Origin of the sequence: Faecalibacterium sp. An122 (assembly GCF_002160895.1) — a bacterium.
Taxonomy (GTDB): Bacteria; Bacillota; Clostridia; order Oscillospirales; family Ruminococcaceae; genus Faecalibacterium.
Genome location: NZ_NFLL01000004.1, coordinates 1 through 18,838, shown reverse-complemented (window position 1 = coordinate 18,838; position 18,838 = coordinate 1). Strand labels below are relative to the sequence as shown.

Genomic DNA, 18,838 nt, shown 5'->3' with positions numbered 1-18,838 from the left:
CGGCCCTATTATAGCAGATTGCAGCCGCCGTTCCAAGACAAAGTTTCGTATTGTTTCGTTTTTTTCTTTTACACTGCCCGGGGCGTTTGAAGCGGCCGGCGTTCCGGCGCGCAAAAGCGCCCGGACGTCCCCAAGGCAGGAGGGGTGCGTCCGGGCGCTGCGGGAGGGAATGGCGCAGGAATGCTCAGGAAAAAGGGGGTTTACTCCTCTTCCTTGACCATGCCCACCAGGTCGAACTTCTCGGTGGAGATGACCACGTCGTAGTTGTCGTGGGCGGGCTTGGGATATTTGACCCAGATGGTCCGGTCCGACATATTGTAATACCAGGCGCAGGGAGACTCGTCGAAGACCTCCCGCACGATGGTGCGGGGCACCGGCTGGCCGTCCACCGTCACCCAGTAGGCGCCCTTGGACTTGCTGACCAGGCGAATGGTGAGGCTGTCCACGGTATCGGTGTAGCTGCCCTCCTTGCGGAAGGACAGGACGGTCTGTTCCCCGGCCATGACCTGGATTTCGGTGCGGGAATAGACCCCGTTCTGATAATCCTGGGTGTGGCCGTCGTCGTCGTACAGGACAAAGCTGGTGTCGGTCTCGGCGGCCACCAGCAGGTCCAGATGGCGCAGGGTGTCGCTGAGGATGTGCTTCACGTCCTCGCTGGTGACGAACACCGCCGAGCCCCGCAGGAACATGGGGATGCTGCCCAGGTCCACCGGCACTTTGATGGTCTGGCCGCCGGCATAGGGCCGGAGGTTGTCGTTCATGTCGTACCAGGTGCAGCCGGCGGGCAGGTAGATGGTGCGGGTCCGGGCCCCCTTCTCCACCACGTTGGCCACCAGGACGCTGCTGCCGTACATAAAGGTCAGGTTCTGGTCGCTGTAGCAGGCGGGGTCGTCGGGGAACTCCAGGAACAGGGGCCGCATGGCCGGCATGCCGGTCTGGCTGGCCTGGTACATCAGGGAGTACAGATAGGGCAGCATCCGGTAGCGCAGAGCGTAGGCGGCGCGGATGTAGTCGTTGTTCTCCTCGTACATCCAGGGCTGGGTGACGGTGTTGTCGTCGTTGGCCGAGTTCAGGCAGAAGCGGGGCTGGAAGATGCCGCTCTGAATCCACCGCAGCAGCAGTTCCGCCTCGGGGGCGGGGCCATGGAAGCCGCCGATGTCGCAGCCCATGTTGGCGCAGCCCGACAGGCCCATGCCCAGGATGGTGGCGATATTGAACTTGACGGTGCGCCAGTCAGTGAGGTTGTCGCCGCCCCACACCTGGGCATAGCGCTGGATGCCCGCAAAGCCGGCCCGGTTGATGATGTAGGGGCGCTCGCCGGGGTAAACCTCGGCCAGAGCTTCCTTGCCCACATAGGCCATCAGGTTGGAATGAAGGATTTTGAGCTCGGCCATGGTCCCCTTCTGGCCCTCAAAATCGCACTGGGCGGTGCGGTCCTCCACGCCGTCCATCTCGCAGTTGTCGTTCCAGACCGTCTTGGCCCCCAGCTCCAGGACATTTTTCTTCAGCAGCTGTTTCCAGGTGTCCCGTCCGGCCTTGCCGGTGAAGTCGAAGAAGCGGCCTTCCCCGCCCCACCAGCGGCCATAATAGTCGCCGGCGCCGTCGGGAGTTTTGACAAAGACGCCGTTCTTCTCAAACAGAGGCATGTAGGGGTGATTTTTCAGGATGCCGGGCTTGAGGTTGGGGATGACATTGATCCCCATCTCGTTCATCCGGGCAAAGAAGCCCGCCGGGTCGGGGAAACGCTTGTAGTTCCAGTTGAAGACATACCGCAGATTGTCCTCTTCCCCGCTGGTGTAGCCCGACGCCAGCCAGAAGTTGTCGATCAGGACGCCTTCCTTCTTGTGCTTGTCGATGACCTTGTAGATCTCCTGGTCGCAGTCCTTTTCCAGCTCGGCGTAGTACATGGTGGAGGCGCAGTAGCCCAGGGACTGTTTGGTGGGCAGGGCCGGGCGGCCGGTGAGCTGGGTGTAGTGATCCAGCACCTGGCGGATGTCGGGGCCGTTGAGGAAGAACAGGTCGATGTCGCCGCCGTCGGTCTGGTAGTAGCTGTACCGGTCCCAATAGCCCGAAATCTCCTGGCCCATGTCAAAGACGCTGTCATAGGAGTTGTGGTAGAACAGGCCCAGGGCGTGGCGCTGCTGGTCGCTGACCCGGATATAGAAGGGAATGTGCTTGTACATGGGGTCCCCGATCTCAGGGTCATGGCCGATGGCGTCCTTGGGGGCCATCCGCATCCGGCGGCCCTTCTTGTCCAGGTGTCCTGTCTTTTCGCCAAAGCCGTAGAAGTGGTCGTGGGCGGCGTCGATCCGGGAATAATGGGACAGCCGGCCCAGCTGATCCCGCTCAAAGGCGCGCTCCCGCAAATCGGCGTAGATCAGCTCACCTTCGGCGGTGTACAGCCGGAAGGACAGGGGGCACTTGTTCATTACCAGGGTCAGGGTGCGGGTGCGGAAGGTCAGGGTCTTTTCGCTCTCCTCACAGGGGACGTCCAGGGCCGTGATGCGGACCCGCTCATCCTTGAGCAGCTCGTCCATCCGGTCGGGCCACGCCGTGGTGACCAGGGTATAGGATTCCTCCTTGAAGGCGCGGTCAAAGGACACCCGCACCCGGATGATATCGTCGGTCATGAACACCAGCAGAATGTCCGCCGTGTCGCCGTGAATCTTGTATCCGTTCCCGGTCTTTTCCAGAGACTGGAAGTGTTTGAGCAGCATAATCGTTCTTCCTTTTTGTTTTATTTACATGCCGATGAGGTCAAAGTCCTCAAAGGACACGGTCAGGGTAACATCCTTGCGGGGGTTGGGGTACTTGACCAGCACAGCCTTCTTGGTCTGGCTGTAGTACCAGCCCTCGGCGGCGGCCTCGAACTTGCGGCGGTTGAGGAAGTGCTCCAGCTTCTGCCCGTCCAGGGTGACCCAGAAGGGGCTGCGGTCCTTGCGGACCATCTCCACCATCACCCGTTCCACAAAGTCGGTGTAGCTGCCCTCGGCGGCAAAGTCCACCTTCACCACGTCGGTGCCCGACACATGAATCCGGGTCTTGCGGCAGACGCCGTCCTTGAAGTCATTGGTGACGCCGTCGTCGTCGTAGAGGGTGTAGGTCCGCTCCCCGCCGGGGATCACCGTCAGGTGCAGGTCGGTCATATGGTCGTTGGCCATGCTCATCAGCTGGTTGTCGGCCATGGGCACAATGGCGCCCTCCCGGAGGAACATGGGGATGGTGCTGATGTCCACCGGGATTTCGATGGTCTGGCCGCCCTCGTAGCAGGTGAAATGGTTGTTCCAGTCGTACCACTTGCAGCCGGCAGGCAGGTACACCTTCCAGGTCTTTGCGCCCGGCTCCAGCACGTTGGCCACCAGGATATCCCGGCCAAACAGGAAAGTAAAGCTCTCGTCGTAAACCTTGGGATCCTGCTGGAACTCATACACCAGAGGCCGCATGATGGGTGCGCCGGTCTGGCTGGCCTCGTACTCGGCCGAGTACAGATACGGCGTGAACCGGTAGCGCAGCAGGATGGCGTCCCGGATCAACCCCGCCGAGCCGCGGTACATCCAGGGCTCGGTGACGGTGTTGTCGTTGCTGGCCGAGTGGATGGAGAACCGGGCCTGGAAGATGCCATTCTGAACCCAGCGGACAAACAGTTCCTCGTCGGGGGCGGGGCCGTGGAAGCCGCCGATGTCGGCGCCCTCGTTGGGCTGGCCGGACAGGCCCATGCCGGTGATGATGGGGATGTTGTAGCGGAGGGTTTTCCAGCTGGTGTAGTTGTCGCCGCACCAGGTCTGGGCGTATTTCTGGATGCCGGCCGAGCCGCTGCGGCAGACGATGTAGGGGCGGGCCTTGGGGTTGTGCTCCACCACCGCCTCGGCGCCCAGCTTGCACATCAGGGTGCTCATCAGGGGTTTGAGCTGGGCGATGGTGCCGCCCTTGCCGTCAAAGCAGCAGCGGCAGTCCTTGTCCAGCAGGCTGTCATACTCGCAGTTGTCGTCCCAGATGGAGTCGGTGCCCACGTCGATGACGTTGGCGGTCAGGTATTCCTTCCAGGCTTTGCGGGCCTCGGGGTTGGTGTAGTCCCAGAAAGCGCCGTCGCCGCCCCACCACTTGCCGACGCCGTAGGTGTCCTCCTGGGAATCCTTGACAAAGACGCCCTTCTGGACAAACTCGTCGAACCAGGGATGGCACAGCAGGATGCCCGGCTTGACGTTGGGGACGTTTTGGGCGCCCTTCTCGTTCATGGCCGCAAAGTAAGCCCGGGGATCCTTGAACCGCTCGGTGTTCCAGGTGAAAACACAGCGTTTATTGTTGTAGCTGGTATACCCCGAGGACAGGTGGAAGCCGTCGATGGGGAAGCCTTCCTCCTTGACGGTGTCGATGAAGTCCAGGACGGCGTCGTCGCTGTCCTTCTCCAGCTCGGGATAGTACATGGAGGAACCCTGGTAGCCCAGCGCCCGCTTGGGCAGCAGGGCAGGACGTCCGGTCAGGAGGGTATAGTTGTCCACCACCCGGCGGATGCTGTCGCCTGCCAGCAGGAACAGGTCGATGTCGCCGCCGTCGGCCTGCCAGTAGGTGTAGCGGGACCAGTAGTTGCTCTTTTCGCAGCCCATGTTGAACACGGACTCATAGAAGTTGTGGTAGAACAGGCCCACCGCCTTGCGGGTGGTGCGGGAGAGACGGATGTAGAACGGGATGTGCTTGTAGAGGGTGTCCATCTTCTCGGCGTCATAGCCCATGGCGTCGGTGGCACGCTCCCGCAGGAAGGTCTTGTTCTTGTTCAGGGCGCCGGCCTTCTCGCCGAAGCCGTAGAAGCAGTCCTCTTCCTCCATGGCGCTGTAGTGGGTGATGCGGCGGTTGGAGTCCAGGGTATAGGGGGTGCCGGCCAGATCGCTGTACAGCAGATCGCCGTCCCGGTTGTACAGCTGGAAGCAGAGGGGGGATTTCCGTGCCACCAGCTTCACCTTGCCGGTGTCGAAGGTGATCTCCCCTTCGGTCTCCTCCACTGCGGGAGTGCAGGGGGTCAGGCGGCTGCGCTCCGCCTCGAACAGACCGTCCAGGCGGTCCTCCCAGGCGGTGGTGGACAGAACATAGGACTCCTCGGCCAGTTCCCGGTCAAAGGATACCCGCAGACGGACGATTTCGTCGGTGACAAAACAGACCTTGATGTCCGCGCAGTTGGTGTGGAACAGGAACGCGCCGTCCAGGCGCTCCATGGCCTGGATTTCCTTGCAAAGATACATGGAATTACTCCTTTCCGGAAGGACATTTTTTCACAAGTATAACATACCTGTGTTGGTATGGAAAAGAGCCCCCGACCATTTGACGGGCAGATAGTCAGGGGCTCCATCCGGTAACCAGCGACCTTTATGCCGCAGCGGGAAAATGCAGGGAATTCACGCTCATGCCCACCAGAAGGTATCCACCAGGCCGCACAGATAGGGCACGATCATGGGGATGGCAGGGATGAAGGTGATGAGCATCAGGGCCACCACCATGCCGACGAACAGAGGGATGATGTACTTGGTGACGCCTTCGATCTTGACCTTGGCCACGCCGCAGCCCACGAACAGGCAGGAACCGACGGGCGGGGTCACCGAGCCGATGCCCAGGTTGGTGATGAGCATCAGGCCGAAGTGGACCGGGCTCATGCCGATGCTGGTGGCGATGGGCAGGAAGATGGGGGTGAAGATCAGGACGGCGGGGGTCAGATCCAGGAAGCAGCCCATGATCAGCAGGAAGACGTTCATGATGAGCAGGATCACATAGCGGTTGCTGGAGATGCTCATGAGGCCCTCGCTGATGGCGGCGGGGATGCCCGAGTAGGACATGACGTAGGACATGATGGAGGAGGCCGCGATCAGGAACAGGATGGTGGCCGAGCTCTTCATGGTGTCCGCCAGCATGTTGTAGAAGGTCTCGAAGCTGATTTCGCGGTAGACCACAGCCAGCAGCAGGCAGTACAGGCACATGACCACGCCGGCCTCGGTGGCGGTGAAGAAGCCGCCCAGGATGCCGCCCATGACGATGATGACGGCCAGCAGGGAGGGAATGGCGTCGATCCAGACCCGGAGGGCGGAGGCGTCCTCCTTGACGGTGGAGGCCTTGTAGCCCTTCTTGACGGCCAGATAGATGGTCAGGGCTGCCACGCACAGGCCCAGCAGGATGCCGGTCAGATAGCCGCCCATGAACAGGGCTGCCACCGACACGCCGCCGGCGGTGATGGAGTAGAGGATCAGCGGACCGGACGGGGGGATCAGGATGCCGGTGGGGGCGGAGCAGATATTGACGGCGGCGGAGAAGTTGGGGTCATAGCCCTCCTCTGCCTCCAGGGGGCTCAGGATGGAGCCCATGGCCGAGGTGGCGGCCACCGAGGAGCCGGACACGGCGCCGAAGAACATATTGGCCAGCACGTTGGTGGCGGCCAGATAGCCGGGGATCTTGCCCACCAGCAGGCGGGCCAGACGGATCAGGCGGCGGGCGATGCCGCCCTTGTTCATGATGTTGCCGCCCAGGGTGAAGAAAGGCAGGGCCAGCAGCGAGAAGGAGTCAAGGCCCGAGAAGCACCGCTGTGCCGCGATAAGGGCGAAGATGTCCGCGGGCATGCTGAACAGGGCGGTGATGACCGAAGCGATGCCGATGCCGGCCGAGATGGGGACACCCGCCAGCAGCATGACGAAGAAGGAGCCGAAAAGGCTCAGGGTTGCCTGTACGACCATCAGTTTTTGCCTCCTTTCTTCTCAGCGAACAGCTGGGCGTACTTGAGCACGCGGGCCAGCACGATAAAGACGCCCGAGATGGGCAGGATCGAATACAGGAAGGTGAAGGGCAGATGCATGACCGACGAGATGTTCAGGGCGTTCATGGACAGCTTGAGTCCGCCGTAGATAAAGACGTAGCAGACAAAGAACAGGGTGGCCGCCTCGATGAAGATGTTGAGGGCCACGGCTGCGCCGCCCTTGACCCGGCCCTTGATCAGGTCCAGGGACAGGTGCTCGTCCCGGTAGAAGCAGTAGGCCGAGCCAATGAGGGAGGCCCAGATCAGGACGTAGCGGAGGAACTCATCGGTGAAGGTGGAGGGGTCGCCCAGCACCATACGGCTGAAAATCTGCCAGGTACCGCCCGCCAGCAGGGCGAACATGGACAGCGCCAGCAGGAAACGCATGACGGTGTCCAGGATTTTTTCAAATGTTTTCACAGTCTCATCTCCTCATTTGTAGGCGCAGGCGGTGGGGACAGCCCGCGCCGGGTACAGATGCGCGGGGCCGTCTCACACGGCCGCCTGCTGAATCCGCTCCACGTAGGCGTACACCTCGGGGGAATCAGCCTGCAGGTCGGTGTAAATGGACTGGCACGCCTCCTGGAAAGCGGGGATATCCACGTCATAAATCAGCTCGACGCCCTTTTCCTCGGCGGCGGCCAGGACTTCGTCCTCAAAGGCTGCCCAGGACGCCTTATAGTCCTCGGTCATGGACCGGGCGCAGGCGGTCACAATCTCCCGCTGGTGGTCCGAGAAGGCGTTCCAGGTCTCGGTGGACATGAGCAGGATATCGGGGATGCGGGTGTGCTCGTCGAAGCAGTAGTACTGGGTGACGTCGGCGTGGTCACGCAGGGCGGTGACGTTGTTCTCCGCGCCGTCGATGACGCCCTGCTGCATGGCGGTGTAAATTTCGGAATAGCTGGTGACGGTGGCCGAGCCGCCCAGGGCGGTCATCATGTTAATGGCCATCTGGGAGTCCATGGTACGGATCATCAGACCCTTCAGGTCCGCGGGGGTGCGGATGGCCTTGTTGGCGGTGTAGAAGGAGCGGGCGCCCGAATCCATCCAGGTCAGACCCATGAAGCCCTTGCTCTCGGTGAGCTTGTACAGGTCCTGGGCGATTTCGCCGTCCATGACGCTGTAGTAGTGAGCCTGGTCGTTGAAGACATAGGGCACCGACAGGACGTTCCACTCCTGCTGGAAGTTGCCCAGGGTGGACGCCGAGACCTTGGCCATATCCAGCGCGCCGGCGCGGATCTGGGTGATGTTGTCCACCTCGCTGCCCAGGGTGGCGTTGGGGAAGATCTCGATGTTGATGGTGCCGCCGGTCTGCTCGCGGACCGCATCGGCAAAGGCACTCAGGGCGATGTGGACCGCATGGTCCTCGGCCAGACCGTGGGACAGGGTCAGGTCAAAAGTTTTCTCGTCGCCGTTGGCCTGGGCTGCCTGCTTGCCGCCGCAGCCAGCCAGGGCGCCTGCCGCAGCCACAGCGCCCAGCGCTGCCAGAAAGTTACGGCGGGAAATCAGCTTTTTCATTGGGATACAGTACCTCCTTTTCACTTGCGGCCTGCCTTTTCAGGTGCCGCACTCCGAATCTTCCGTCTTTCCTTGGGTCCGCCCCCCTCCTTTCCGTGGTTCGATTGTATATCCAAAGCAGCCCGGGACCGGGGCGTGCAGCCGCCGCATCCCTCATAGGGCGCAAGGTTACCGTTTGGATCTTCCGGCCTTCTTTTTGCCTCTTTGGGCGGCCGGGGCCTTCCCTGCTTTCCGGTTGTCCCAGATACGCAGGATATCCCGCAGGCTGAAGGTCAGCAGGGAGAAAGGCGCCTCCCACTGTTTGCCGGTGCGCTCGCTCACCAGCTGCATCACGTCCTCGGCGGTGCCCGGCTGGATGGTGGACCGGTCCACCATCACCACCGACTCCGGTCCGAAGAACAGGTACAGATACCGCCGGTCCTGGACGATGCGGTCCAGCTTGTCGTAGCGCAGTTTTTTCCGGATGCCTCCCTCCTCCAGCTCCATGTGGCCGGCGCAGAAGGTGCACACCGACGAGGGCAGCGCCCCGCCCCGGGCCTCGATGACCCCCTCGGCCCGGACGATGGCCGGAAAATCCCGGCCCACAAACAGCAGGCATCCCGCCAGCAGCAGAAGCCCCTGAACCAGCATGGGCACCGGTGCGAACAGCCCGGCTGCTGCCAGCGCCACTCCGGCCACCGCCGTCACAACCACACGGCCCATCCGGTAGGTGTTGTACTGGGTCTCAAACAGCTCCTGAATGGTGTTTTCGGTGTGGTCCATCCGGCCCTGGTACTGTACGGCCATGGGTTTTTCCTCCTTTGTCCGGCGCAGAAACGGCGCATCATTTTTTGCGTGTGCTGTTGTATCCATGCTATGTGAGAATTGTACAATAATATTCTCCATATTTTGGATAATATGTTTAATTTTTAACTTACCGTCATAATAATAACAAATTATCGGAGGAAAATCGTCTGAATGTGTGATAAAATGTTCGCAAAATGTGACCTGTTGTGATATACTGGGTTCAGCAGCAAAACCATGCAGGAGGGACGTTCATGCGTTCGTTTGTCACCCCCTACGCCGACCAGAACATCACCCCCGAGGAGGCCAACCGCCGCCTGCCCTGGGACAAAGTGGTGGTGGGCTGGTATTCCAACCGCCGGGTTCACCAGTCGGTGACCCACTACCACCCCTATCACGAGTACATTTATATGGTCAGCGGCAAGGCCCGCTATTACGTCAGCGGCGGCCAGTACGAGCTGCACCCCGGGGAGCTGATGCTGATTCCCCCCAAAGTGGTGCATACCGGCTACTACGACACCTACGACCGTCTCATCATCCAGATTGACGATGCCTTTTGGCAGCAGACGCTGGAGACCAGCGGCCTGGGAGCGGCGGGCTGCACCATTCCCGACCGGCTTCTGATTTTCCACGAGGACGCCGGCTACAAGTGGAAGGTGCGGTCCCTCATCGAGCAGGCCGCTGCCGCCCTCACCATCCCGGACGAGGCCGAGCGGGAACAGATGTACCGGCTCCTCCTGAGCCAGCTGACCATGATCATCCGCCAGATCATCCGGGAGGATGGCCTGGGCAAACCCACCTCCACCAACGCCCTGGTGGCGTCGGTGACCAACTACATCCAGCAGCATTTCCGGGACCCCGACCTGACCGTCACCCAGCTGGCCCAGTACGCCTACGTCAGCCGGGAGCACCTGTCCCGCATCTTCAAGGAATACACCATGCAGAGCATCCACGACTATCTCACCGAGCTGCGGATGCAGAGCTGCCGCCAGGACATTGCCGACGGCAAGCGGATTCTGTCTGCCTGCACCGAAAACGGCTTCAGCAACTACAGCAGTTTCCTGAAAACCTTTCGGAAGCTGTACGGCATGACCCCCGCCGACTACCGCAGCCACCTGAACTCCCTGGACACCAAGGTCTCCCCTGCCCCGTCCGCCGGACCGGCTCCTCACCTTTGAACAAAACAAAAAACAGCCCGCCCCCTCCGGAAGGCGATCCGGTTGGGTGCGGGCTGTCTGGTTTTATGGGTTCAGGTCAGGAGCTCAGTGGATTTCGTACCACTTGATCTCGTTGGCCTCCAGGTGGAGGTCAAAGCTCTGACCGTCGGTGGTATAAACGGTGGTGTCCTGGGGCTCGTAGGTGTTGTTGACCACGCAGTACTTGTGGTTGGCCACATAGGCGTGAACTTCCACGTTGTAGTTGGAGCTGAACCAGGTGTGGAGCTCCTCCTCGCTGTGGGCGCTCCACAGGATGGCGCGGTAGAGGGCGCGGCTGTTGGCGAAGCTGTAGGGCAGGCCGCTGATGTAGACGGCGCGGCCCTGGCCAAAGTCGTTGGCCGCCAGCTGGACTTCCTTGTCCCGCTGGATCAGGACCTGGGCGCCTTCCAGGGCGTAGATGCTCTTCTGGCCCTCGCCGAAGTCCATGTCGTGGTCGGGGCAGTCGGCCAGGATGAAGTGGTCGCGGTGCTCCTCCCAGTTGTACTTATCGTAGTTGAGGGTGAAGCCGTTCTCCTTCTCCACGCCCAGGACGCCGGCCAGCTGCAGGTAGCGGCCCTGGTACAGGTGGCCGGAGGGCTCGCCCACGCCGATGAGGCCGCCGCCGTTCCACACGAACTGCTTGACCGCCGAGGCCACGGCGGGGTCCTCCCACCAGCGGCCGCCGGTATGGGCGGTGTCGGCATCGCCCACGTTGATCAGGACGTCGATGTTGTCCAGCAGGTGGGGATCGGCCTTGATGTCGTCGAAGCTGATGAACTGGACGTCAAAGGGTGCGCCGCTCAGGGCCTCGATGACGCCGGCGTAGCTGTAGTTCTTCTTATAATAGAGGGCGTGATGAACCATGTGGCAGCCCCAGGCCCGCATCTTGCCCCAGCAGTTCAGCACCGCCACCCGCTTGACGCAGTAGGGCGTGGTGCCCTTGATGTTGTCGTACAGCTCCCGGAACTCGTTGCAGACACTCTCCACATAGTCGATGAACTCGGGGAACTCCAAAGCCAGCTTCAGATAGCCGCCGTAGCCGATGCGGTCGATGGGCTTGCGCAGGATGGCCCGCCGGGCGGTCACCCAGTTCTCCTTGGCCTCCCGCACCGGGTCGCCGCCCTCGTGGAAGGTATCGGGGAAGAAATAGGGCAAGAACCGGCCCTCGGTGTACTTGACGCCCTCGATGTCCGAGATCAGGCGCAGGGTGGAACCGTTGCCCACGCTGCCCACCACGGCGTCCAGGCCGATGGTCTTGAACTCCGGCATGAAGGGCTCGGTGCCGATCCAGTGGTCGCCCAGGAACATCATGGCCTCGCAGCCGCACTCGTGGGTGATGTCCACCATCTCCTTGGCCAGCTTGGCCACTTCCCGGCGCTGGAAGGCCTGGAAGTCCCGGTATTCCTTGCTGGGAACCCGGTACTGGTTGTTGTAGTAGCCCTGATCGATGATGTACTCGGGGCGGAACTTATAGCCCACTTCCTTCTCGAACTGCTCCAGAATGTAGGGGCTCACCGAGGCGGAATAGCCGTACCAGTCCACGTACTTCTCCCGCTTCAGCTCGTCGAAGATGAGGGTGAACTGATGGAAGAAGGTGGTGTAGCGGATGACGTTGACGTAGGGATGCTCCTGGATGAACTTGCGCAGCCGCTCCATGGAGTACTTGTGGGTCTTGGGCTGGCGGACGTCGAAGGTGATCTGGTGCTCAAAGTTGGTCCAGCCGTTGGTGGTGGCGTTGTACATGTGGACGGGGTCCCAGATCAGGTAGGCCAGGAAGCTGACGGTGTACTCATGGAAGGGCACAGCCTGCACCGTCACGCAGCCGTCGGCGTAGCTCCACTGGCTGGGAGGCACCGGCTGGCCGGTGGTGCGGTCCATGACTTCCCACCAGCGGGTGATGTCGTCCCGGGTGTTCACCTCCATCAGCTCGGGGCTGATCCCCTTCATCAGGGGGATGGTGACGGTGTCCCCATGGGCGGTGTAAAAGCCGGTCATGATGTAGCACTGCTGGATTTCATCGGGGTTGGCCTTGGCCCAGGCATTGTCCTTGCGGGTGGTGTAGTAGGTGGAGTAGATCTTGGCGTCGGCGTCCCGCAGCTGCTGGGGGAAATCGGTGCCGTCACAGTCGCGGATGGCGTCAGCGCCCCACTTTTTCAGGATTTCCAGGGTTTCGGGCACCACATCCAGGTCGGTGGGGATGGTTACGCGCCCTTTTTTCTGCGTGTCGTTCATGCGTATGCTCCTTTGTTTCCTTTTCCGTTTTCCAACATTCCCTCGGGGCAGGTCAGCGGCGGTCCCGGAAGGGACTGTTGTAGATGGCCAGCGCCGCCAGCAGCAGCGCCACGCCCACTACCATCACGCCGAGGCCCGCCAGCTGGCCGGTCATCTGCCAGCCTTTCACCACCAGCACCATTGCCAGGACGAACAGCACCGCGATTAAGACGATGCGCAGGACAGGGTGTTCTTTCCAAAATTCCATGGTGTCTCCTCCTTTAGCCCTTCAGGCCGCCCACGGTCATGCCCTGGGTCAGCTGCTTCTGCACACAGATATAAAGGATGAGGGTGGGCAGCATCACCAGCACCAGGCCGGCGTACATGGTGCCGTACTGGGCCGCGCTCTGCTGGGCCTGCATCAGGTTCAGCAGGCCCACCGGCAGGGTGCGGGGGGCGCTGGTGGAGCTCATCAGGGTCATCGAGATGATGTACTCGTTCCAGAACGAGAGGAAGTTGAACAGGATGATGGTGATGATGGAGGGCTTGGCCATGGGGAAGATGATCTTGACCATGGCCGAGAAGTAGCCGGCGCCGTCGATGTAGGCGGCCTCCTCAAAGTCGTGGGGCAGGGTGGCAAAATAGCCCGACAGCAGGTAGATGGTGAAGGGCAGGGCCGTGGAGGCGTACACCACCGCCAGGACCACCAGGTTGTTCAGCAGGAAACTGGTGCCCACCACGTTTTTCAGCCAGGTGTCGCCGTCCCGCAGCATCAGAAAGATGGGGACCACAATGTAGTTGACGTTGATGAACAGGCCCGCCATGAACAGGGTGTTCAGCAGCTTGCTGCACCGGAACTTAAACCGGGACAGGCAGTAGGCCGCCGGCAGGGCGATCACCAGCAGCAGCACCAGGGCCAGGGCGGTGACCATCACCGAGTTGAGCATGTACTGGCCCATCTTGGCGCCGTTCCAGGCGTCCACAAAGTTCTGCCAGTAGAAGCCGGCGGGCAGGGCCCAGGGATTGCCGTAAAACTCCGAGTTCTGCTTGATGGAGGCCATAAAGACCCAGGCCACCGGCACCAGGATGGTGACGGCCAGCAGAATCAGGACAAAGTAGATGAAGAATTTGTACAGCCCCTCGGCCGAGCGGGGGGTTTTCTGTTCCTGTTTGTTTTCCATACAGTTTTTCCCTCCTTAGAATTCCAGGGGCTCACGGCTGGTAGCCTTGTTGACGCAGGCGGACAGAGCGAAGGAGAACACAAAGATCACCACGCCGATGGCCATGCTGTAGCCGTACAGGCCGGCGTTTTTCTGGCTGTACATGTAGTTCAGGGCCACGTCCGACGCGCCGTTGGGGCCGCCGCTGGTCATGGCGGTGACGAACAGGAAAGCCATGTTGATGGTGGAAATGATGAAGAAGGTCAGGGTGGTGCGGATGTTGGTCCAGATCAGGGGGATGGTGATCTGGAAGAACTGGGTCAGCCGGCCGGCGCCGTCCAGGTTGGCGCTCTCATACAGGCTGGCGGGCACCGACGCCATGGACGCCATGTACATGACCATGTAGTAGCCCACCGCCTGCCAGACCATGGCGATGATGAGGGAGGGAATGACCAGTTTTTCGCCCTTCCACAGGATGGGGTTGGTCATGTCCCGGAACAGGCCGATGATGCTGTTGAGCATGCCGTTCTCCGGCTTGTAGATGGCCGAGAAGATACCCGAGATGACAACCACCGACAGGATGTTGGGGATGTAGAAGACGATGCGGAAGAAGTTCTGGCCTTTGATCTTTTCCCGGGTCAGGATGGCCGCAAAGACCAGGGCAAAGGCGAAGGTGACGATGGTGACCACCACCACCAGCAGGATCATATTCTGCATCGAACGGATGAACTGGGTATCATGGATCAGCTGCTGGAAATTTTTCAATCCGACGAAGGTCTCATTGGGAGAATAGGCCCCCCGCTCATACAGCGACATCCGGAACACGTTCAGGGTAGGCAGGATCATGAAGATAAAGAACAGGATCGTCGCCGGGGCGACGCACAGCACCAGAAAGCGGCTGCGGCGCTTATTGGACTTCATACAGGGGACCGCTCCTTTCAAATCAAAAGCGGAGGCGGCTTAACCGCCCCCGCTGGGCAGGGCTTGGGTTGGGAAAGGATGGATTACTCCACCAGGTTGGCCCGCATCTGATCGCTGGCCGACTTGATGCCGTCGATCCACTCCTGCTCGGTGATGCTGCCCGAGACCAGGGAGTTGACGGGATCAAAGAAGACGGTGCGGATCTCGATGCCGGGGATGGCGGTGAAGGCGGCGAAGTTGCCCATGGCAGCCTTGGCGCCGTTGTCGTAGATGGAGTAGAACAGCTTGTTGTCGCCCTCCAGGCCATCGGCGATGCCCAGGACGGGCTGGATGGCGTTGGACTCAGCGAACAGCTCGCAGGCCACATCGCTGTACAGGAAGGCCAGGAACTGCTTGGCGGCGTCGATGTGTTCTGCGCCGGCGGGGATCCAGGCCTGCTCAAACCAGGTGTAGCTGTAGCGGTCGCCGCCCTCGGAGACTGCGGGCAGGGCGGTCATGCCCCACTCGAAGCCCTCAGCGCGGGGAGCCTCAGCCATTTCGCCCACGATCCAGGTGCCGTTGGGCATGAAGATGGCCTTGTTGTCCAGCACCAGCTGCTGGTTCTGGGTGAAGTCCTGATCGTTGGCCTGGGCGGGGGTGATGGGGTTGGTGTAGGTGGCCAGCTTGGTCACGATGTCGAAGCAGGTCTGTGCCTCGGGGGTATCCCAGATGCCCTCCTCGTAGTGGGTGGCCTTCTCGAAGAACTCGGGGCCGCCGGCTGCGTACATCAGAGCGTAGAAGAAGGCGTCAAAGTAACCGGTGGTGGGGTAAGTAAACAGGTAGGTGCCTGCGGCCAGAGCGGCGTCGCCCAGCTCCCACATCTCGTCCCAGGTCTGGGGCACTTCCCAGCCGTTCTCAGCCAGGAAAGCGGCGTTGTAGAACAGGCCGCAGGGGCTGTAGAACATGGGGGCCAGATAGGTCTTGCCGTCGTTGTAGGGGTTGGTCAGGCTGGTGTCGGTGAAGCCGCCGGCGATCTTGTCGCTGACCTTCACGGTCTCGCCGGGAACGGTCATGCTCAGCACGTCGGTGATGTCGGCGATCAGGTTGCCCTTGATGAACTGCTCGGTGAGGGCTGCCTCACGGCCGGTGGCCAGATGGACCACGTCGGGGTAGTCGCCGCCCTGCATGGAGGGGCCGATGACGTCCTCCAGGTTCTTGTCGGTGGTCAGCTCCACGGCGATGCCGGTCTGCTCGGTGAAGGCGTCGGCCACCTTCTGCCACATCTCGGAACCATAAGCGGTCTCGATGGCGGCCACCTTGATGCTCTCAGCGGGGGCGGCTGCACCAGAGGAGGCAGCGCCCGAAGCGGCGGTGGAGCTGGACGAACTGCTGCCGCAGGCGGCCAGGCCCAGGGCAGCTGCGCCAGCGCCCACAATCTTGATAAAGTTGCGACGAGAAATGCGTTTCATAAGTCAATCCTCCAACTTGGATTATCCTGTCCGTTCAAGACGGGCGGCCGCACAGGTCCGGCCAGGTGCCGCGTCTTTTTCTCTGTACCCAATATAGAAGATTTTCACTTGTTTCACAAGCGCATTCTTGTTCCGTTTTTTAGAAATCTTGCTTTCAGTAAAATACAACAGGTCAAATTGCTATGCAATTTCCAACAACTTTGTACATATTGCTTATATAAGACTGATACCGTCAAATATTTACAAAAAAGTGACAAACCACAGAATTTTCTCTGCACAATCCGACCGAAATTGGCCCTTGCAAAATGCGGCGGGATTCTCTATAATAAAACCAAATTCCGGAGCTTCCGCCAGGGCGGAAAGTGCAATCTTGCTCTTATTTTTATAAATATTGCTTCGCATTTTAGAGGTTTCGGCCAGGAGGTTTTTCATGAGCACCGACCGCTTTGACATCAGCCACGCCCCCGCCCCGCGGGAGGCATTCCGGCTGCTGTACATCAGTAAAAGCCGCTTCGGCGGCGACTGGAACAGCACGGCCCACACCCATTCCTGCACCGAGCTGTTCTACTGTCTCAGCGGCGAAGGTCAGTTTTACATCAGCGGGCGGCTGTACCCGGTCCACCCCGACGACATGGTGATCGTCAACCCCCAGGTGGAGCACACCGAGCTGAGCCTCAACGCCGCCCCTCTGGAATATGTGGTGCTGGGGATCTCGGGCATCGAGGTCCTGTTCGGCAACGCCGACGCCCCCTACGCCATCCTGAACTGCAAGGAGCACCGGGAGCGGCTGGGCACCCTGCTGCACATGCTGCTGGCCGAAGCGGACCACAGCCTGGACGGCTACGAGACGGTGTGTCAGGACCTGCTGGAAGTGCTGCTGATCTGGCTGGTGCGCACCACCACCCTCTCCCTCCAGATCCAAAAGACCGTCGCCCGCTCAGACAACCGGGAGTGCGCCGAGATCAAGCGTTACATCGACGTCAACTACAAGGAGAACCTGACCCTGGACAAGCTGGCGGCCCTGGCCCACATCAACAAGTATTATCTGGCCCACACCTTCCAGAAGGAGTACGGGGTCTCCCCCATCACCTACCTGAGCCGCCGCCGGATTGAGGAGAGCAAGTACCTGCTGGGCAATACCAACCACACCCTGGCCCAGGTCAGCGAGCTGCTGGGCTTTTCGTCCCCCAGCTACTTTTCCCAGTGTTTCCGCAAGGCCGAGGGCATCAGCCCCAACGAATACCGCCGCCAGGTGCGGCAAGGACAGCGTCCCGCGCCGCCCACACGGCGCTGAAAATAAAAACGGAGGAATTGCATTATGAAACCCATTACAGAAGCTCTGCTGCACCAGGCTGCCGCTGCTTTCGCTTTTGACTGCGCCACGGGCGACATCGAGCGGTACGGTGCGGGCCACATCAACGACACCTTTGCGGTCTGGGCCGCGGACAAAAGCAAACGCTTTATCCTGCAGCGGATCAACACCGACACCTTCACCGACCCCGCCGGGCTGATGGAGAACATCTGCGGCGTCACCAGCTACCTGAGCCGCCAGATTCTGGCCTGGGGCGGCGACCCCGCCCGGGAAACCCTGAACGTCATCCCCACCCGGGACGGCAAGCCATACTACACCGACTCCGAAGGAGGCGCATGGCGGGCCTACATCTTTGTGGAGGGGACGGTCTGTTTACAGAAAGTAGAAAACGAGCAGGATTTTTACACTGTGGCCGAGACCTTCGGCGGATTCCAGAACCAGCTGGCCGGCTACCCCGCCGCCACCCTGCACGAGACCATCGCCCGGTTCCACGACACCCCCAACCGCTACGCCAACTTTGAGAAGGCTCTGGCCGCCGACGTCATGGGCCGCGCCAAGGATGTGGCCGCCGAGATCGCCTTTGTCCGGGCCCACGAGGCCGACTGCCATGTGCTGGTGGACCAGCTGGCCGCCGGCGTGCTGCCCCTGCGGGTCACCCACAACGACACCAAGCTGAACAACGTCCTGATCGACGAGGCCACCGGCAAGGGCATCTGTGTCATCGACCTGGATACCGTCATGCCCGGCCTGTCGGCCTATGACTTCGGCGACTCCATCCGGTTCGGCGCCAACGACTGTGCCGAGGACGAGCCCGACCAGAGCAAGGTCCACTTCAGCCTCCACCTGTACGAGGTGTTTACCAAGGGCTATCTGTCGGCTGCCGGCAGCGCCATGACCGAGGCCGAGCGCAAGAGCCTGCCCTGGGGCGCCAAGCTGATGACCCTGGAGTGCGGCATCCGGTTCCTGACCGACTATCTGGAGGGAGACCATTACTTCAAGATCAGCCGTCCCGACCAGAACCTGGACCGCGCCCGGACCCAGTTCACCCTGGTGCAGGGCATGGAGAAGGAATTCGACGCCATGACCCGGATTGCCCTCCAGGTCTGAGCCGCTCCTATATATAAATAGAAGGGACCCGCCGTCCCCTGCTGAAAACGCCCCCTGCCCGGGGTTTGTCCACCGTGAACCGGTCCAAATTGTGCGGACAGTACAAAAAAGCCCCAAGTGTAGGATATTAGGATTCAGCAGGAGTGGCGGAGCGTTAGCGGAGCCACTCCTGCTTTCGCTTGGATTCTCTCGTAGTTATAAAACTGGATGTATCGGTCGATCATCTCGTTGGCCTCGGAGAATGTAGCCGGTTTGTGGCGGTAGATGCACTCCGTTTTGAGAATGGAGAAAAAATTTCAGCCATCGCGTTATCATACGGATTTCCCCGTCTTGACATAGATGGTGTAATGCCGTATTCTTTAGTCAGGTTAAAGTACGCTTGGGAAGTATACTGAAACCCCTGGTCGCTGTGG

General features: G+C 60.8%; 15 protein-coding genes and 1 pseudogene. 3 read left to right on the top strand and 13 right to left on the bottom strand.

Annotated features, from left to right (window positions below):
- Nucleotides 1-200: 200 nt before the first annotated feature.
- The 6 genes from B5E67_RS04460 to B5E67_RS04435 form a co-directional block, all read right to left on the bottom strand.
- Nucleotides 201-2,717: a TIM-barrel domain-containing protein gene (locus B5E67_RS04460; protein ID WP_087383219.1), complete on the bottom strand. Its 2,517-nt coding sequence runs from the start codon at nucleotides 2,715-2,717 to the stop codon at nucleotides 201-203.
- Nucleotides 2,718-2,741: 24 nt separating this feature from the next.
- Complete coding sequence (locus tag B5E67_RS04455; protein ID WP_087383216.1) at nucleotides 2,742-5,234, bottom strand: TIM-barrel domain-containing protein; 2,493 nt, start codon at nucleotides 5,232-5,234, stop codon at nucleotides 2,742-2,744.
- Nucleotides 5,235-5,393: 159 nt separating this feature from the next.
- Nucleotides 5,394-6,710, bottom strand: a complete 1,317-nt coding sequence (locus B5E67_RS04450; RefSeq protein WP_087383213.1) for a TRAP transporter large permease — start codon at nucleotides 6,708-6,710, stop codon at nucleotides 5,394-5,396.
- Nucleotides 6,710-7,189 carry a TRAP transporter small permease gene (locus B5E67_RS04445; RefSeq protein WP_242956780.1) on the bottom strand — a complete coding sequence of 160 codons (480 nt, stop codon included), beginning with the start codon at nucleotides 7,187-7,189 and terminating at the stop codon, nucleotides 6,710-6,712. Before B5E67_RS04445 ends, B5E67_RS04450 begins: the two co-directional genes overlap by 1 nt.
- Nucleotides 7,190-7,261: 72 nt before the next feature.
- Entirely contained in the window at nucleotides 7,262-8,287 is a 1,026-nt protein-coding gene (locus B5E67_RS04440) for a TRAP transporter substrate-binding protein (RefSeq protein ID WP_087247281.1), read from the bottom strand.
- Nucleotides 8,288-8,455: 168 nt separating this feature from the next.
- Nucleotides 8,456-9,073: a YcxB family protein gene (locus B5E67_RS04435; RefSeq protein WP_087383210.1), complete on the bottom strand. Its 618-nt coding sequence runs from the start codon at nucleotides 9,071-9,073 to the stop codon at nucleotides 8,456-8,458.
- A 251-nt stretch (nucleotides 9,074-9,324) separates the two neighbouring features.
- Here B5E67_RS04435 and B5E67_RS04430 point away from each other — a divergent pair, with 251 nt between their 5' ends.
- Nucleotides 9,325-10,248 carry a helix-turn-helix domain-containing protein gene (locus tag B5E67_RS04430; protein WP_087383207.1) on the top strand — a complete coding sequence of 308 codons (924 nt, stop codon included), beginning with the start codon at nucleotides 9,325-9,327 and terminating at the stop codon, nucleotides 10,246-10,248.
- 84 nt (nucleotides 10,249-10,332) lie between these two features.
- Here B5E67_RS04430 and gnpA read toward each other — a convergent pair whose 3' ends face one another.
- The 6 genes from gnpA to B5E67_RS04400 all read right to left on the bottom strand — a co-directional run bounded on the left by gnpA (nucleotide 10,333) and on the right by B5E67_RS04400 (nucleotide 16,438).
- Nucleotides 10,333-12,498, bottom strand: coding sequence for a 1,3-beta-galactosyl-N-acetylhexosamine phosphorylase (gnpA, locus tag B5E67_RS04425; protein WP_087383204.1), 2,166 nt, complete (start codon nucleotides 12,496-12,498; stop codon nucleotides 10,333-10,335).
- A gap of 52 nt (nucleotides 12,499-12,550) precedes the next feature.
- Nucleotides 12,551-12,745 carry a hypothetical protein gene (locus tag B5E67_RS04420; protein ID WP_087247289.1) on the bottom strand — a complete coding sequence of 65 codons (195 nt, stop codon included), beginning with the start codon at nucleotides 12,743-12,745 and terminating at the stop codon, nucleotides 12,551-12,553.
- A 13-nt stretch (nucleotides 12,746-12,758) separates the two neighbouring features.
- Nucleotides 12,759-13,658: a carbohydrate ABC transporter permease gene (locus tag B5E67_RS04415; protein ID WP_087247291.1), complete on the bottom strand. Its 900-nt coding sequence runs from the start codon at nucleotides 13,656-13,658 to the stop codon at nucleotides 12,759-12,761.
- A 15-nt stretch (nucleotides 13,659-13,673) separates the two neighbouring features.
- Complete coding sequence (locus B5E67_RS04410; protein WP_087364720.1) at nucleotides 13,674-14,558, bottom strand: sugar ABC transporter permease; 885 nt, start codon at nucleotides 14,556-14,558, stop codon at nucleotides 13,674-13,676.
- A gap of 83 nt (nucleotides 14,559-14,641) precedes the next feature.
- On the bottom strand, nucleotides 14,642-16,006 hold the full coding sequence (locus tag B5E67_RS04405; protein ID WP_087383201.1) for a carbohydrate ABC transporter substrate-binding protein: 1,365 nt from the start codon (nucleotides 16,004-16,006) through the stop codon (nucleotides 14,642-14,644).
- 240 nt (nucleotides 16,007-16,246) lie between these two features.
- Nucleotides 16,247-16,438, bottom strand: a complete 192-nt coding sequence (locus B5E67_RS04400) for a hypothetical protein (RefSeq protein WP_087383198.1) — start codon at nucleotides 16,436-16,438, stop codon at nucleotides 16,247-16,249.
- Between B5E67_RS04400 and B5E67_RS04395 the strand changes: the two genes are divergently transcribed.
- Nucleotides 16,437-17,300 carry an AraC family transcriptional regulator gene (locus B5E67_RS04395; protein WP_087383195.1) on the top strand — a complete coding sequence of 288 codons (864 nt, stop codon included), beginning with the start codon at nucleotides 16,437-16,439 and terminating at the stop codon, nucleotides 17,298-17,300. The genes B5E67_RS04400 and B5E67_RS04395 overlap by 2 nt on opposite strands.
- A gap of 24 nt (nucleotides 17,301-17,324) precedes the next feature.
- Entirely contained in the window at nucleotides 17,325-18,425 is a 1,101-nt protein-coding gene (locus B5E67_RS04390) for an aminoglycoside phosphotransferase family protein (RefSeq protein WP_087383192.1), read from the top strand.
- 254 nt (nucleotides 18,426-18,679) lie between these two features.
- On the opposite strand, the pseudogene B5E67_RS04385 reads toward B5E67_RS04390, so the two are convergent.
- Nucleotides 18,680-18,838, bottom strand: a pseudogene (locus B5E67_RS04385) (DDE-type integrase/transposase/recombinase); the annotation flags it as partial.